This is a genomic window from Actinomadura rudentiformis (assembly GCF_008923185.1).
Classification (GTDB): domain Bacteria; phylum Actinomycetota; class Actinomycetes; order Streptosporangiales; family Streptosporangiaceae; genus Spirillospora; species Spirillospora rudentiformis.
The window spans coordinates 1-13,966 of the sequence record NZ_WBMT01000016.1 but is presented as its reverse complement, the minus strand read 5'-3'; the positions used below and the strand labels follow the sequence as shown (position 1 = coordinate 13,966).

Genomic DNA, 13,966 nt, shown 5'->3' with positions numbered 1-13,966 from the left:
GGATCATTGCTTGGGCGCCGTCTGCCGTCGGTGTCAGAAGACGACCGGCTCCCAGGTCAGCCGATCGGCCCAGCCCGGCTCGTCCGCGGCGAGACCCACGAACGCCGCGATCACGTCGTCCAGATCGGTGGCCAGGTGGCGGCGGTGCCGTTCCGGGGAGCCGTCCCGATGCTCCAGGGAGTACACGCCGCTCGCCCCGCCCAGTCCCGCGTTCGGGCCCAGACCCACCTGGACGTACGTCTGGTCCTTGATCTCCAAGATGGCGAACCAGTTGCGGTCCGACAACGTCCGGAGCGCCGCCGTCAGGGCCTCACCGCCGGGCTGCTTGAGCACGGACCCGTCGCACATGGTCAGCGTCGGGCCCGGCAAGGACGTCAGCCTCGGCGGATTCCGGACCGTCGCCACCTGGGGGTTGAAAAGGACCAGCTCATGCTCTGCGGCCAGTTCCCTCACGACGCCCTCGACCTCGCCGGCCCGCGGATACCGGATGTTCAGCAGAACGTGGTCATGCCCGACCCATGGCTCGACGCTCCAGGGCGAGTCCTCGGGATCGTCCTTCAGCCCCGGAAACCGCGACGCCAGGTCCGCCAGGAACGCCACGATGCGCCCATTCTGCCCATCATCGAGGTACCCGTCGCAGAACACACGGTATTTCTCGAGGCCCGCACTCGCCGTGATGGGTGCGTCCTCATACCAGACAGCCAGGTCGAAGCTCATGCCCAGAGATCGTAGGCCCCGCCGCCGACATGGTTGGTTCTGTCTTCAGGCTGTGGTCAGGGCTGAACGGGCCATGGTGTGGAGCAGGACCGCCATGGAGTCGCGGTCGAGGGCGGCGGCACTGTAGGGGGTGGAGTTGAGGAGGCCGAAGCAGGCGTGGACGGCGGCGCGGGTGCGGTCTTCGGGCAGGCCCGGGCGCAGGCGGCGCAGGACGCGGACCCATTCCTCGACGTAGGCGCGCTGGAGCCGGCGGATCTCGTGGCGCTGCGCCTCGGGGACGTTGTCGAGCTCGCGCTCGTGCACGGTGATCAAGGCCGGATTGTCCAGGGCGAAGGCGATGTGCCAGTGCAGGAGGGCGTCGAGCGCGCGATCGGGCTCCGGCTCGGCGGCCCTGCGGAGGCCCTCGGCGTGCAGGCGCTGGCTGATGTCGAGCAACATCTCGGCGAGCACGGCCTCCTTGCCGCTGAAATGGCGGTAGAGGGCCGGGCCCGTCAGCCCGACGGCACGTCCGACGTCGCCGATCGAGGCGCCGTGGAAGCCGCGCCGTGCGAACAGCTCGGCGGCGGCGGCGAGGATCTCCGCCCGGCGCGTGGGCGCCTCGGGTGTCGTCCGCCCTGCGGGAGAGGTCATGATGGAAGTCTAGACTGACGATGTTAATGACGATTAACATCGTCCTTGTTAACGTTCATTAACTGTACGGACCACACAGTACGGACCAGACAGTACGGCCAGTCAATGAGGACGGGTGATGACCGGACCTGAGCTCGGCACGCGCGCCGACCCCGCGAGCGAGGCGTTCAAGCAGAACGCGGCGCACAACGCGGAGCTGGTCGCCGGCCTCCGCGAGCACCTCGACCGCGCCGGGCGCGGCGGGCCGGAGCGGGCGCGCGAACGGCACGTCGCACGCGGCAAGCTGCTCCCCCGCGACCGGGTGGACACGCTGCTCGACCCGGGTTCGCCCTTCCTGGAGCTGTCGCCGCTGGCCGCGCACGCCATGTACGACGACGAGGCCCCGGGCGCCGGGATCATCACCGGCGTCGGCCGGGTCGCCGGGCGCGAGTGCGTGATCGTCGCGAACGACGCCACGGTCAAGGGCGGCACGTACTACCCGATCACGGTCAAGAAGCATCTGCGCGCCCAGGAGGTCGCGCTGCACAACCGGCTGCCGTGCGTCTACCTCGTCGACTCGGGCGGCGCGTTCCTGCCCCGGCAGGACGAGGTCTTCCCCGACCGGGAGCATTTCGGCCGGATCTTCTACAACCAGGCGACGATGTCGGGCCGTGGCATCCCGCAGATCGCGGCGGTCCTCGGGTCGTGCACGGCGGGCGGCGCGTACGTCCCGGCGATGAGCGACGAGGCCGTGATCGTCCGGGGCCAGGGCACGATCTTCCTGGGCGGCCCACCGCTGGTGAAGGCCGCCACGGGCGAGGTCGTCACCGCCGAGGAGCTCGGCGGCGGCGAGCTGCACTCCCGGACCTCCGGCGTCACCGACCACCTGGCGGAGGACGACGCTCACGCGCTGCGGATCGTCCGCGACATCGTCGGCACGCTGGGCCCGCGCGAGCCGCGTCCCTGGGAGACGGCGCCCTCGGAGGAGCCCGCGGTCGACCCGGGCGAGCTCTACGGCGTGGTGCCGCCGGATCCGCGCACGCCCTACGACGTCCGCGAGGTGATCGCCCGGATCGTCGACGGCAGCCGGTTCCAGGAGTTCAAGAAGGAGTACGGCGCGACGCTGGTCACCGGATTCGCCCGCATCCACGGCCACCCCGTCGGGATCATCGCCAACAACGGCATCCTGTTCGGCGAGTCGGCGCAGAAGGGCGCGCACTTCATCGAGCTGTGCGACCGTCGCAGCGTCCCGCTGGTCTTCCTTCAGAACATCACGGGCTTCATGGTCGGCCGCGAGTACGAGGCGGGCGGCATCGCCAAGCACGGCGCCAAGATGGTCACGGCCGTCTCGTGCGCCCGGGTCCCGAAGTTCACGGTCGTGATCGGCGGCTCGTTCGGCGCCGGCAACTACGCGATGTGCGGCCGGGCGTACTCGCCGCGCTTCCTGTGGATGTGGCCGAACGCGCGCATCTCGGTCATGGGCGGCGAGCAGGCGGCCAGCGTGCTGGCGACCGTGCGGCGCGACCAGCTGGAGGCGCGCGGAGAGGACTGGCCCGCGGAGGCCGAGGAGGAGTTCAAGACGCCGATCCGCGAGCAGTACGAACACCAGGGCAACCCGTACTACTCCACGGCCCGGCTCTGGGACGACGGCGTGATCGACCCGGCCGACACCCGGCGGGTGCTGGGCCTGGGACTGTCAGTGGCCGCGAACGCACCGCTGGAGCCGGTCGGCTACGGCGTCTTCCGGATGTGAGGGCCTGGATGTCTGAGAAAGACGCAGTGTTCGAGAGAGAAACACTGTTCGAGAGAGTCCTGGTCGCCAACCGCGGCGAGATCGCGATCCGGGTGTTCCGCACCCTGCGTGCGCTCGGCATCGGCTCGGTGGCGGTCTTCACCGACGCCGACGCGGGTGCCCGCCATGTACGCGAGGCGGACGAGGCGCTGAGGATCCCCTCGTACCTCGACATCGACGCGGTGATCGCGGCGGCGCGCGCATCGGGCGCCGAGGCCGTGCACCCGGGCTACGGGTTCCTGGCCGAGAACACCGCGTTCGCCCGCGCGTGCGCCGGCGCCGGGATCGTCTTCATCGGCCCGCCCGCGGCGGCGATCGAGGCCATGGGCGACAAGATCCGCGCCAAGCAGACCGTCGCGGCGGCGGGCGTGCCGGTCGTGCCGGGTCGCGACGAGGCGGGCCTCTCGGATGACGAGCTGGCCGCCGCCGCACTCGACGTCGGCCTGCCGGTGCTGCTCAAGCCGTCGGCGGGCGGTGGCGGCAAGGGCATGCGCCTCGTCCGCGACGCGGCGGATCTCCCCGAAGCGATCGCGTCGGCGCGGCGCGAGGCGCGGGCGTCCTTCGGGGACGACACCCTGCTGGTCGAACGCTTCGTCACCAACCCGCGGCACATCGAGATCCAGGTCTTCGCCGACGCCCACGGCCACGCCGTCCATCTGGGCGAGCGCGAGTGCAGCCTCCAGCGCCGCCACCAGAAGATCATCGAAGAGGCGCCGTCGCCGCTGTTGGACGAGGCGACGCGGCAGCGCATGGGCGCGAGCGCGGTCGCCGCGGCCAAGGCCGTCGGCTACGTGGGCGCCGGGACGGTGGAGTACATCGTCTCCGCCGACCGCCCGGGCGAGTACTTCTTCATGGAGATGAACACCCGCCTCCAGGTCGAGCACCCGGTCACCGAGCTGGTCACCGGCCTGGACCTCGTCGAGCTCCAGCTGCGGGTGGCCTCCGGCGAACCGCTGCCGCTCGTCCAGGAGGATCTCGTTCTCCGGGGTCACTCGGCCGAGGCCCGCGTCTACGCCGAGGACCCGGCGCGCGGCTTCCTGCCAACCGGCGGCCGGGTGCTGGCGCTGTCGGAGCCGTCCGGAGAGCACGTGCGGGTCGACTCCGGGCTGGACACCGGAACCGAGGTCGGCGGCTCGTACGACCCCATGCTCGCCAAGGTCATCGTCTGGGGCCCGGACCGGGCCGCGGCACTGCGGCGACTGGATCGCGCGCTCGCCTCGTACACCCTCCTGGGCGTCGGCACGAACGTGGCGTTCCTGCGCGCGCTGGTCCGCCATCCGGACGTCGAGGCGGGCCGTCTCGACACCGGGCTCGTCGAGCGTTCGCTGGACGAGCTGATCGGCGAGGCGACGGTGCCGGATGAGGTCCTGGCGGCCGCCGCGCTGGAACGCATGCTCGCGCTGGAGACCGGCGACCCCGATCCATGGGGGATCCCGGACGGCTGGCGCCCCGGCACCCCCGCCCCCACGAAGTGGATCATCACTCCGGCCGGCGGTGAGGCGATCGAGGTCGGCGTCCGGGGCCGAGCCCACGACGCCGAGGTCACAGTGGGCGGCAGGCTCTCGGTGCGGGCGTCCCTGACGAGCGGCCCGTCGACAGCGGGTGGGCCATCGACGCTGACCCTCACCTATGGCGGCCGGACGCTCTCGTTCGAGGCGGCGCGCGAGGGAGACACGCTGTGGCTCGGGCGCGGCGGGCATGTCTGGGCCCTGGCCGAGCATGTACGGGCCGAAGGCGGCGGCGCGGCGGACGTGGCCGGGGACGGGGTGCTGCGCAGCCCGATGCCCGGCACGGTGCTCGCGGTCAAGGTCGCCGAGGGCGACCGGGTCGGCGAGGGCCAGCCGCTGGTGGTCGTCGAGGCGATGAAGATGGAGCACACGGTCACGGCGCCGATCGCCGGGGTGGTGACGAGGCTGCCCGCTCGCACGGGCGCGCAGGTCGCCCTCGACGCCGTGCTGGCCGTCATCGAAGCCGGGGAGGGCTGAGAGATGCGCGTACCACTCGACGGGCTCCCGGAACGGGTGACGATCTACGAGGTCGGCCCGCGTGACGGGCTGCAGAACGAGGACACGATCGTGCCGGTGGCCGACAAGGCCGAGTTCGTCGTCCGGCTCGCGGACGCCGGGCTGCGCACGATCGAGACGACGAGCTTCGTGCACCCCAAGTGGATCCCGCAGCTGGCCGACGCCGCCGAGCTGCTCGACGTCCTCCCGCGTGATCCGGACCTGCGCTATCCGGTGCTCGTGCCGAACGAGCGAGGGCTCGACCGCGCGCTGGCGAACGGCTGCACCGAGATCGCGATCTTCGGCAGCGCGACCGAGACGTTCGCCCGCCGCAACCTCAACCGGACGATCGACGAGTCGCTGGAGATGTTCGCGCCCGTCGTCGAACGCGCGCTGGCCAAAGGCCTGTGGGTGCGCGCGTACGTGTCGATGGTCTGCGGAGACCCGTGGGAGGGGGACGTGCCGATCGACCAGGTCGTCTCCGTCTCCACCCGGCTGATGGACATGGGCTGCTCGCAGCTCAGCCTCGGCGACACCATCGGCGTCGGCACCCCCGGCCAGGTCACCGCGCTCATCGAGGCGCACGCGGCCGCGGGCATCGGGGCCGACCGCCTCGCCGTGCACTTCCACGACACCTATGGCCAGGCCCTCTCCAACACCCTCGCCGCCCTGCGCGCCGGTGTGACCACGGTGGACGCATCGGCGGGCGGCATCGGCGGCTGCCCCTACGCCGAGAGCGCCACCGGCAACCTCGCCACCGAGGATCTGGTGTGGATGCTGCACGGGCTCGGCATCGACACCGGCGTCGACCTCGCCAAGCTCGTAGCGACCAGCCGCTGGATGGCCGGGCGCCTCGGCCGGCCCAGCCCCTCCCGCGTCGTCCAGGCATTGTCACCGAAGGAGTAGCACTCTCATGATCGACTTCAGGCTCGATGACGAGCAGGAGGAGCTGCGGAGCACGGTCGAGCGGTTCGCCCGCGAGACCGTCGCCCCGGTGATCGGCGATCTGTACGAGCGGGGCGAGTTCCCGTACGAGATCGTCGCGGCGATGGGGAAGATGGGCCTGTTCGGGCTGCCCTTCCCCGAGGAGCACGGCGGCATGGGCGGCGACTACTTCACGCTCTGCCTGGCCCTGGAGGAGCTCGCCCGCGTCGACTCGTCCGTCGCCATCACGCTCGAAGCCGGCGTCTCGCTCGGCGCGATGCCGATCTACCGCTTCGGCTCCGACGCCCAGAAGGCCGAGTGGCTGCCGCGCCTGACCTCGGGTGAACGCCTCGCCGCGTTCGGCCTGACCGAGCCGGGCGGCGGCTCCGACGTGCCCGGCGGCATGCGCACCACCGCCCGCCTCGACGGCGACCACTGGGTGATCAACGGCTCCAAGTCGTTCATCACCAACTCGGGCACCGACATCACCGCGTTCGTGACGGTCACGGCGTTCACCGGCGACAACGAGATCTCCACGATCATCGTGCCGAACGGCACGCCGGGCTTCACCGTCGGCAAGAAGTACTCCAAGGTCGGCTGGTCCGCCTCCGACACCCGCGAGCTCTCCTTCGACAACGTCCGTGTCCCCGCCGAGAACCTCGTCGGGGAACGCGGCCGAGGCTACGCCCAGTTCCTGCGCATCCTGGACGAGGGCCGCATCGCCATCGCCGCGCTCTCCGTCGGCCTCGCCCAGGGCTGCGTCGACGAGTGCCTGCGGTACGTGCGCGAGCGCGAGGCCTTCGGCAAGGAGATCGGCCGCTACCAGGCCATCCAGTTCAAGGTCGCCGACATGGAGGTGCGCGCCCACACGGCCCGCCTGGCCTACTACGCGGCGGCGGCGAAGCTGCTGGCCGGCGAGCCGTTCAAGAAGGAGGCGGCGATCGCCAAGCTCGTGGCCTCCAACGCCGCCATGGACAACGCCCGCGACGCGACACAGATCTTCGGTGGGTACGGCTTCATGAACGAGTACGCGGTCGGCCGCTTCTACCGCGACGCCAAGATCCTCGAAGTCGGCGAGGGCACGTCCGAGGTGCAGCGCATGCTCATCGCGCGTGCCCTGGGTCTGCCGCCGTCGTGACCGTGCGGAAGTGAGTCGTCAGCCTGCCCTCGTCCAGCACATGGAAGGCGAGGGCGGGCGGCTCGTCCAGATGAACGAGCCCGTCTCCCGGCACCCAGGGCAGCCGGGTGGTGGAGACGACGCCGGGCGCGACGAGCAGCGGCCGCCCGGCGAACGTCGTGGCGGCGGCGGTGTGCGCGTGCCCGGCCAGGAACGCGACCAGCCGCGGGTGCCGCTCGGCGAGCGAGGCCAGCCGTTCCTCCCCGAACATCCGGATGCCGTCGACATACGGAATGTGCAGTGGCACCGGCGGATGATGAAACCCGACCACCACGGGAGTGCCGCCGGGGGCACCCGCGAGCGCGTACTCCAGCCAGTCGAGCGTCTCGTCGGACAACTCGCCGTGATCCTTGCCAGGCACGGAAGAGTCGCACAACGCCAGCAGGAACCGTTCGCCCCGGTGGATCTGATTGATCGGCTCAGGTGACGGCGCCTGCCCCAGCAGATGCCGCCGGAACGCCGCACGCTCGTCGTGGTTGCCAGGGCAGATCAACGTCGGATGGCGAGTCGCCAGGAGCTCGCGGGCCCGCTCGTACTCGGCCGGGAGCCCGTGGTCGGCGATGTCGCCGGTGACCACCACCACGTCCACCGAAAGGTCGTCCAAATAGGCCATGACAGCTCGCGCGCGCTCGGCGCTGCGCGGGTCGTCGTCGATGTGCACGTCGCTGAGGTGGGCGATCACAACCGTCATGGCACCCGACGCTAGAGGGCAACCGGACCAGAGTTAAGATCCGGTCCGATGCCTGAATCTTGGTCCAGTTCACGAGTCGACCTCTATCTGGAAGTCGCACCCGGCGGCCGCCGCTCCGGCCTGGAGTCCGCGCTCCGCGCGGCCATCCGCGAGGGGCGCCTGACCACCGGCACGCTCCTGCCGTCCACCCGCGGCCTGGCCGCCGAGCTGGGCCTGTCGCGCGGAACGGTCACCGCCGCCTACGACCAACTGGCCGAGGAGGGCTACCTGACCATCCGGCCAGGCTCGGGAACGCGCGTGGCAGACCTCCCGCCGCAGAGCCCGCCGGCCATCCTGGACGCTGACGACCACACACCCCTGCACGACCTGCGTTCCGGGTGGCCCGATGTCAGCGCGTTCCCCACCCGCGCCTGGCTGGCCGCCACGCGACGCGTGCTCAACCGGAACACCCGGGACGTCTTCGGCATCGGTGACCCGCAGGGCCGTATCGAGCTCCGCCGCGCGCTCGCCGAGTACCTGGGCCGTGCGCGCGGCGTCCGCACTTCCCCCGACCAGATCATCGTCACGTCCGGCTACTACCAGGGCGTCGGCCTGCTGAGCCGGGTCCTGCGCGAGGGCGGGATCAAGACCGCGGCCTGCGAGGACCCCGGGCACGACGCCTACCGAGGCGCCGTAGAACGAGAATTGCGGATCGAGGCCCTCCCCGTCGACTCGGAAGGCGCCCAGATCGAGATGATCGGCCAAGCCGGAGCGGTCTTCCTAACGCCATCCCACCAGTACCCGACCGGCGTGCCGCTGCACCCGAAACGGCGCCAGGCCGTGTGCGCCTGGGCACGCACCACAGGCGGACTGGTGATCGAGGACGACTACGACGGGGAATTCCGCTACGACCGCCAGCCGATCGGCGCCCTCCAGGGCATCGCCCCGGAGCACGTGGTCTACGGCGGCTCAGCATCAAAGACCCTTTCTCCCGTGCTCCGCCTAGGCTGGCTGGCCGTCCCCCAACACCTCGTCCCGCCCCTCCTGACCGCAAAGGAGGAAACCGACTTCTACACCGAGGCCCTAGGTCAACTGGTGCTGGCCGAGCTGATCACTTCACATGCGTACGACCGGCACATCCGCGCCTCCCGCCTGCGCTATCGCCGCCGCCGCCAGCTCCTACTCGACCGCCTGGCCGCCTTCCCCGAGCTGACCGTCCACGGCGTCCCAGCCGGCCTATCCACCCTGGTAACCGGACTGAACGAGCCCAAGGCCCTGGCAAAGTGCGCCGAGCGAGGAATCGCCCTACGCGGCCTGACCGACCTCTACCACAACCCCACCGCAAGCCCCGGCGGCCTGATCATCGGCTTCGCCGCCCCGTCCGAGCGCCAATACCCAGCAACCCTGAACGCCCTGTGCAACGTCCTCCCCTGACGGTCGCTCCCCGAAGTTCTGCTCCAGCCATTCGATCACCCCTGATGAATCCGTCCCATCCGCGCGTTCGGCGGGTATCACATGGCACTGAGGCGGCTTGACGAGAGACGGGACCAGGTGGATGGACATTCAGGGATTGATCCTTCGGCCCGGCGATCGTGTACGGGCCAGCGGGCGGGTGGTGTCGGTCGGCAAGTCAGTCGCAGCCTGGTTCGAGCCCCCGGGCTTTGTGGCGATGCCCGCCTTCAGACCTGGTCATGAGCCGGTGCTCGCCCCGGGGCACACTGGCGTCCGGGTCACCGGGGTCGATTTGGGCCGCCTGGAGCGTCGACGGGCCAAAGACGGCCTCGTTGAGGGCCATGCGACACTGACCGGCACTTGGCGGGACACCTACCTGCAGGCCGATCGGCAGGGGCCTGCCACACAGCATGCCCGACAGTCCCGCCGGTGGCGGCGACCGCCCTGCCCGCCGCCGGCCGGTGGCTGGCCGCGCGGCGATGGACCGTTGTGCGGCCTGCCGCCGGACCAATGGCACGCCCTGGGCATCACCAGCATGGCAATCTTCCGGCCGGCCCCCGGTCAGGCCCTGGTGGTCGTCGCGGCTGAACACCCGCAGCAGGTCCGGCAGGCGCTGGTACCCAAATACGGCGTCCGACTGTGCGTGGTGCGCAGCCGCTGGACCCACCAGCAGATCGAAACCGTGACGCAGCAACTGTCCACGAGCATGCGCCCATGGCTGATCTACCAATGCGGTCTGGCAGGGGCTCAGGACGACGGCCAACCTCTGCTCTGCGCCGACGTCGTGCAGGTGCTGCCCGCGTTCGCGAACTGGGCGACCACCATCCCCGACGGCCTCTTGCGCATCACACCATGGCTTGCCCGCATCTAAGCCGGAAAACGCCCACCACCGCTACCCGCACGACCGCGCACAGGCCGTCGTGGTCGCCTACGAGTCAGGTCTCGTCACCCCCGGCGCCTCAGAGTGACCTTCGGCAGCAACCTGAACGCGTTTATGCGAAGTCCTGCGCCATGATCGATAGATGCAGACCACCGTGGACGAGTCGTGGGACATCATCGTGGACTGGCTAGGCCACCATTCGCCGCCCGAGCTGGCCTTGATCCGGCCGCCCGCGACACAAAAGGACATTCGCAACGCAGAACGCATCGTGGGCACTGCCTTTCCGGACGATCTGGTCGCCTGGTGGCGGCGGACCGACGGCATGGCCGACCAGGGCAGTCTGGTGCCGCCGTTCTACTCGCCGTACTCGGTGAGTGCGGCCCTGGACAGGCGGCAAGTGTGGATGACGGCGTGGAACGGGGTGATGGAACAGGCGAACGCGCAGTTCGCGGCGTACGTGGCGCAGGAGGATCAAGCACCGGCAGGCACACCCTGCAATGGCGCCTGGCTCCCGAGCTGGTTGCCGATCGCGGGTGACGGAGGCGGCAACGATCTTTTCGTCGACCTCCGGCCGGGACCGGCCCATGGCTGCGTTCGGGAGTTTCTGAGCGACGAGGGAGCCGGTGACACGGCGTGGTGGGACGGCGTGGCCGCGATGCTCGCCGACATCGCCGCCGGGCTGACACGGGATGTCCCGGTCCGCGGAGACCGGATATGGGTCGACGACGACGGCACGATCTCGTGGGACAGCGATACAGACCAATGGTCGAGCGGTGGCAGCGCGCCGGTGAGCATCGCGATGCTGCGCGAGGGATACGCCGCGTTCGTGGCCGAGGCGCGGGCGGGCGGTTTCGGCCCGCCACCCCCCGGCTCGTGGCCCGCCGAATGGATCGCCGCACACGTAGTGCGCAACACCGAACTGCTCATCGCCACAACCCAGGCAGTGCTCGCCGACGACCCCGCAGGCCGCGAAGAGCAGAGGAGCGCAGCGTGGGCCGCAAAGGACTGGACACGGTTTCAGGAGTTGACGGCCTCCGCAGAGCAAGCCGCCGCCGACATCCGCTACGACAACTCCGACGCGATGGATCCGGCCATACTTGATCGCTACGCCACCAGCGGCCTCGCCGCACTCGCCGACCAGGTCGAGCAGCTCGGAGCCCGCCTCTGCGATCTGGTCGAGCCGCTCAACCGGGGACGGCCGACCGCCCACGTCCGCATCATCGACGCAGGCACCACCATCGTCGACGCGCGACAGGGCTGGCTTGGAGTGCTCAACGCTCTCTGGACACGCCAACTCCCACTGCGCACCCGCCAACTGCGCGCCCTGCGCTGACGCCTCACGAGTCCAGGGGCCACTTGGCTTCGATCTCGAACCAGGCCGCCTTCCCGAACGGCGTCGCGTACGCCCCGCATGCCGTCACCACGTCCTCCAGGAGGATCAGCCCCCGCCCCGACTCCTCGCACAGGCCTGCTGCTGCCGTACGGGTAGCACCGGCGACCCGTCATGCACCTCCCCTCGCAAGCGTCGTTGCCTCCGGCTGACCACGACCTGGATGGTGCTGCCGATTCCGTACCGGATCGCGTTCGTCGCGAGCTCCGAAGTGGCCAGCCGAGCCCGGTAGGCGACGTCGTCCGCCAGTTCCCAGGTCTGTGCTACGGCGTTCGCCATATCTCGCGCCGCCTTCGGACTCGCATCGGAAACCGGCAGCCGGACCGTGCCGAGGACCACGACGGACACCCAGACCACCTCTCTTCGTTCGTTCTGGTGCCAGCCTGGTGCGAACGTGATACGTAGAGTGACAAAGGCGTCACAGGGACGTCGTGACTCGCTGGGGCTCCCCGGTCATTTGCCGACGGTTGCCGCGACTTGTGAGGGAGGAACGATAACGGGTTCCCCTCCTGAGGAGGGGCTTTCAGCCCTTGGTGGCTGAGGGCCTGCCGTTACCAGCACAAGCCAACACGCATTTGGGAGGTGACTTTGTTGGCTACGTTCCGTGCAGGACGGAAGACCCACCCATGTGTGCCTCCTCAGCAGATGGCTCTGGAATTCGGTTCAGCAGACAACCCCGGGAACAGGGACGAAACGGGGACCGAACACCGCTCGCGGGCGGTATCCGGTGCGGGACATGTGCGAGAGGAGACCACCGCTGTTTCACCTGACGGCGGTGGCGTCACCCCCAACCCCTCGCGGGTTGGGGAGAAGCCGCGTGAGCGGCACCCTGCGGTGTTCGTGCTGGACAAGCACGGCACCCCGCTGCAACCCTGCCACGCGGCAAGAGCGCGGGAACTGCTCAACAAGGGCCGGGCGGTCGTGCACCGGCACACCCCGTTCGTCATCCGGTTGAAAGACCGCGCCGCCGCCACCTCGCAGGTCGAGGGCGTCGAGGTTGGTATCGACCCGGGGAGCAAGCACACCGGTATCGCGGTGTTCACCGCCCGGGGCGGCCAGCGGCGCGGCCGGTACAGCATCCAGTTGAACCACCGGGGCGCGCTCATCGGCAAGAAGATGGCGCAGCGCGCCGCCTACCGCCGTGGCCGGCGGTCCCGGAATCTGCGGTACCGCGCACCCCGGTTCGACAACCGTGCCAGGCCGCAGGGGTGGCTGGCACCGTCCCTCAAGCACCGCGTGGACACCACCGTCTCGTGGATGGACCGGCTCGCCCGCTGGGCCCCCGTCCAGGCCGTGCACGTGGAGCGCGTCGCGTTCGACACCCACTTGCTCAGCGCCGGACGGCCACTGGAGGGCGTGGAGTACCAGCAGGGCACCCTGCACGGCTACGAGGCCCGCGAATATCTCCTGGCCAAGTGGAGGCGGGCCTGCGCCTACTGCGGCGCGCAGAACGTGCCGCTCAACATCGACCACATCCATCCCAGGTCCAATGGCGGGTCGGATCGGGTGTCGAATCTGACGCTGGCCTGCATCCCCTGCAACCAGGCCAAGTCCAACCGGCCCGTGGCCGAGTTCCTGGCGGCCAAGCCCAAGGTCCTGGCCCGGGTACTAGCGCAAGCCAAGGCACCGCTGCGGGACGCCGCCGCCGTCAACACCACCCGGTGGGTGCTCTGGCGCGCGCTAGATCAGCGGCTGCCCACCCACACCACCTCGGGCGGCAGAACCAAGTGGAACCGCACCCTGGCGGGCCTGCCCAAGTCCCACACCCTTGACGCTCTGTGCGTGGGCAAACTCGACACCATCGGGCAGGTCGTCGGCCGGGTTCTGGTCGCCGGATGCGCCGGGCGCGGCACACACGCACGGACCCGCACCGACACGCACGGCTTCCCCCGCCTGAGAATGCCCCGCACCAAGACCTTCTTCGGCTACCAGACCGGCGACCTGGTCCGCGCAGTCGTCCCTATGGGCAAGAACAAAGGCACCCACACCGGCCGCGTTGCCGTCCGCGCCACCGGAAAGTTCGACATCACCACCGGCCACGGCACCGCCCAAGGCATCCACCACCGCCACCTCCGCCTCCTCCAACGAGCCGACGGCTACGCCTACACCACGCACACAGAAAGGACACCCACACCGTGACCGGCCACCACCCGACACGACAATCCGCCCACGGGACGGACTGTCGGCCCCCGACCTACTCCGCAGGAGCTGCGTTTCCTCCATCCGGGACTGTCTGAAAATCTGTGGGTGGCGTGGTGATCGCTGTTAGTTCAGGGTGATGCGGTCGCCGTAGTGCAGCGAAAGTGCGTTCAACGCGGCCTTCCATCCGCGGGTCGTGCCGGTCACGTTGGT

General features: G+C 70.0%; 12 protein-coding genes. 8 read left to right on the top strand and 4 right to left on the bottom strand.

The features are described 5' to 3' along the window. Nucleotides 1-33: 33 nt before the first annotated feature. The gene (locus tag F8566_RS30580) at nucleotides 34-717 is read right to left on the bottom strand and encodes a hypothetical protein (protein ID WP_151565327.1); all 684 of its coding nucleotides are present in this window, start codon (nucleotides 715-717) and stop codon (nucleotides 34-36) included. A 45-nt stretch (nucleotides 718-762) separates the two neighbouring features. Beyond that, on the bottom strand, nucleotides 763-1,347 hold the full coding sequence (locus tag F8566_RS30575) for an SACE_7040 family transcriptional regulator (RefSeq protein WP_151565326.1): 585 nt from the start codon (nucleotides 1,345-1,347) through the stop codon (nucleotides 763-765). Nucleotides 1,348-1,465: 118 nt separating this feature from the next. Here F8566_RS30575 and F8566_RS30570 point away from each other — a divergent pair, with 118 nt between their 5' ends. Genes F8566_RS30570 through F8566_RS30555 form a run of 4 tightly spaced genes read left to right on the top strand, consistent with a single transcriptional unit; the run spans nucleotide 1,466 to nucleotide 7,183 of the window. Continuing rightward, nucleotides 1,466-3,079: a carboxyl transferase domain-containing protein gene (locus F8566_RS30570; protein WP_151565325.1), complete on the top strand. Its 1,614-nt coding sequence runs from the start codon at nucleotides 1,466-1,468 to the stop codon at nucleotides 3,077-3,079. A gap of 8 nt (nucleotides 3,080-3,087) precedes the next feature. Next, a complete protein-coding gene (locus F8566_RS30565) occupies nucleotides 3,088-5,103 on the top strand; it encodes an ATP-binding protein (protein ID WP_151565324.1) in 2,016 nt (671 codons plus the stop codon). A gap of 3 nt (nucleotides 5,104-5,106) precedes the next feature. Then, complete coding sequence (locus tag F8566_RS30560; protein WP_151565323.1) at nucleotides 5,107-6,027, top strand: hydroxymethylglutaryl-CoA lyase; 921 nt, start codon at nucleotides 5,107-5,109, stop codon at nucleotides 6,025-6,027. Between the two features lie 7 nt (nucleotides 6,028-6,034). Continuing rightward, nucleotides 6,035-7,183 carry an acyl-CoA dehydrogenase family protein gene (locus tag F8566_RS30555; RefSeq protein ID WP_151565322.1) on the top strand — a complete coding sequence of 383 codons (1,149 nt, stop codon included), beginning with the start codon at nucleotides 6,035-6,037 and terminating at the stop codon, nucleotides 7,181-7,183. Here the strand turns inward: F8566_RS30555 and F8566_RS30550 are convergent. Then, nucleotides 7,149-7,913, bottom strand: coding sequence for a metallophosphoesterase (locus F8566_RS30550; RefSeq protein WP_151565321.1), 765 nt, complete (start codon nucleotides 7,911-7,913; stop codon nucleotides 7,149-7,151). The genes F8566_RS30555 and F8566_RS30550 overlap by 35 nt on opposite strands. A gap of 48 nt (nucleotides 7,914-7,961) precedes the next feature. Between F8566_RS30550 and pdxR the strand changes: the two genes are divergently transcribed. The 3 genes from pdxR (at nucleotide 7,962) to F8566_RS30535 (ending at nucleotide 11,557) form a co-directional block, all read left to right on the top strand. Then, on the top strand, nucleotides 7,962-9,326 hold the full coding sequence (gene pdxR, locus F8566_RS30545; protein ID WP_151565320.1) for a MocR-like pyridoxine biosynthesis transcription factor PdxR: 1,365 nt from the start codon (nucleotides 7,962-7,964) through the stop codon (nucleotides 9,324-9,326). A gap of 121 nt (nucleotides 9,327-9,447) precedes the next feature. Beyond that, entirely contained in the window at nucleotides 9,448-10,215 is a 768-nt protein-coding gene (locus F8566_RS30540; RefSeq protein ID WP_151565319.1) for a hypothetical protein, read from the top strand. 151 nt (nucleotides 10,216-10,366) lie between these two features. After that, on the top strand, nucleotides 10,367-11,557 hold the full coding sequence (locus F8566_RS30535) for an SMI1/KNR4 family protein (RefSeq protein WP_151565318.1): 1,191 nt from the start codon (nucleotides 10,367-10,369) through the stop codon (nucleotides 11,555-11,557). 105 nt (nucleotides 11,558-11,662) lie between these two features. On the opposite strand, the gene F8566_RS30530 is transcribed toward F8566_RS30535, so the two are convergent. Further along, nucleotides 11,663-11,962: an ATP-binding protein gene (locus F8566_RS30530; RefSeq protein ID WP_151565317.1), complete on the bottom strand. Its 300-nt coding sequence runs from the start codon at nucleotides 11,960-11,962 to the stop codon at nucleotides 11,663-11,665. Between the two features lie 390 nt (nucleotides 11,963-12,352). On the opposite strand from F8566_RS30530, the gene iscB reads away from it, so the two are divergent. Further along, entirely contained in the window at nucleotides 12,353-13,753 is a 1,401-nt protein-coding gene (gene iscB / locus F8566_RS30525; RefSeq protein WP_264159468.1) for an RNA-guided endonuclease IscB, read from the top strand. Nucleotides 13,754-13,966 lie beyond the last annotated feature (213 nt).

What these genes read in the sequence shown, in the direction of transcription:
- F8566_RS30580 (WP_151565327.1), bottom strand. Translation starts at nt 717, where the DNA reads ATGAGCTTCGACCTGGCTGTCTGGTATGAGGACGCACCCATCACGGCG.
- F8566_RS30575 (WP_151565326.1), bottom strand. Translation starts at nt 1,347, where the DNA reads ATGACCTCTCCCGCAGGGCGGACGACACCCGAGGCGCCCACGCGCCGG.
- F8566_RS30570 (WP_151565325.1), top strand. Translation starts at nt 1,466, where the DNA reads ATGACCGGACCTGAGCTCGGCACGCGCGCCGACCCCGCGAGCGAGGCG.
- F8566_RS30565 (WP_151565324.1), top strand. Translation starts at nt 3,088, where the DNA reads ATGTCTGAGAAAGACGCAGTGTTCGAGAGAGAAACACTGTTCGAGAGA.
- F8566_RS30560 (WP_151565323.1), top strand. Translation starts at nt 5,107, where the DNA reads ATGCGCGTACCACTCGACGGGCTCCCGGAACGGGTGACGATCTACGAG.
- F8566_RS30555 (WP_151565322.1), top strand. Translation starts at nt 6,035, where the DNA reads ATGATCGACTTCAGGCTCGATGACGAGCAGGAGGAGCTGCGGAGCACG.
- F8566_RS30550 (WP_151565321.1), bottom strand. Translation starts at nt 7,913, where the DNA reads ATGACGGTTGTGATCGCCCACCTCAGCGACGTGCACATCGACGACGAC.
- pdxR (WP_151565320.1), top strand. Translation starts at nt 7,962, where the DNA reads ATGCCTGAATCTTGGTCCAGTTCACGAGTCGACCTCTATCTGGAAGTC.
- F8566_RS30540 (WP_151565319.1), top strand. Translation starts at nt 9,448, where the DNA reads ATGGACATTCAGGGATTGATCCTTCGGCCCGGCGATCGTGTACGGGCC.
- F8566_RS30535 (WP_151565318.1), top strand. Translation starts at nt 10,367, where the DNA reads ATGCAGACCACCGTGGACGAGTCGTGGGACATCATCGTGGACTGGCTA.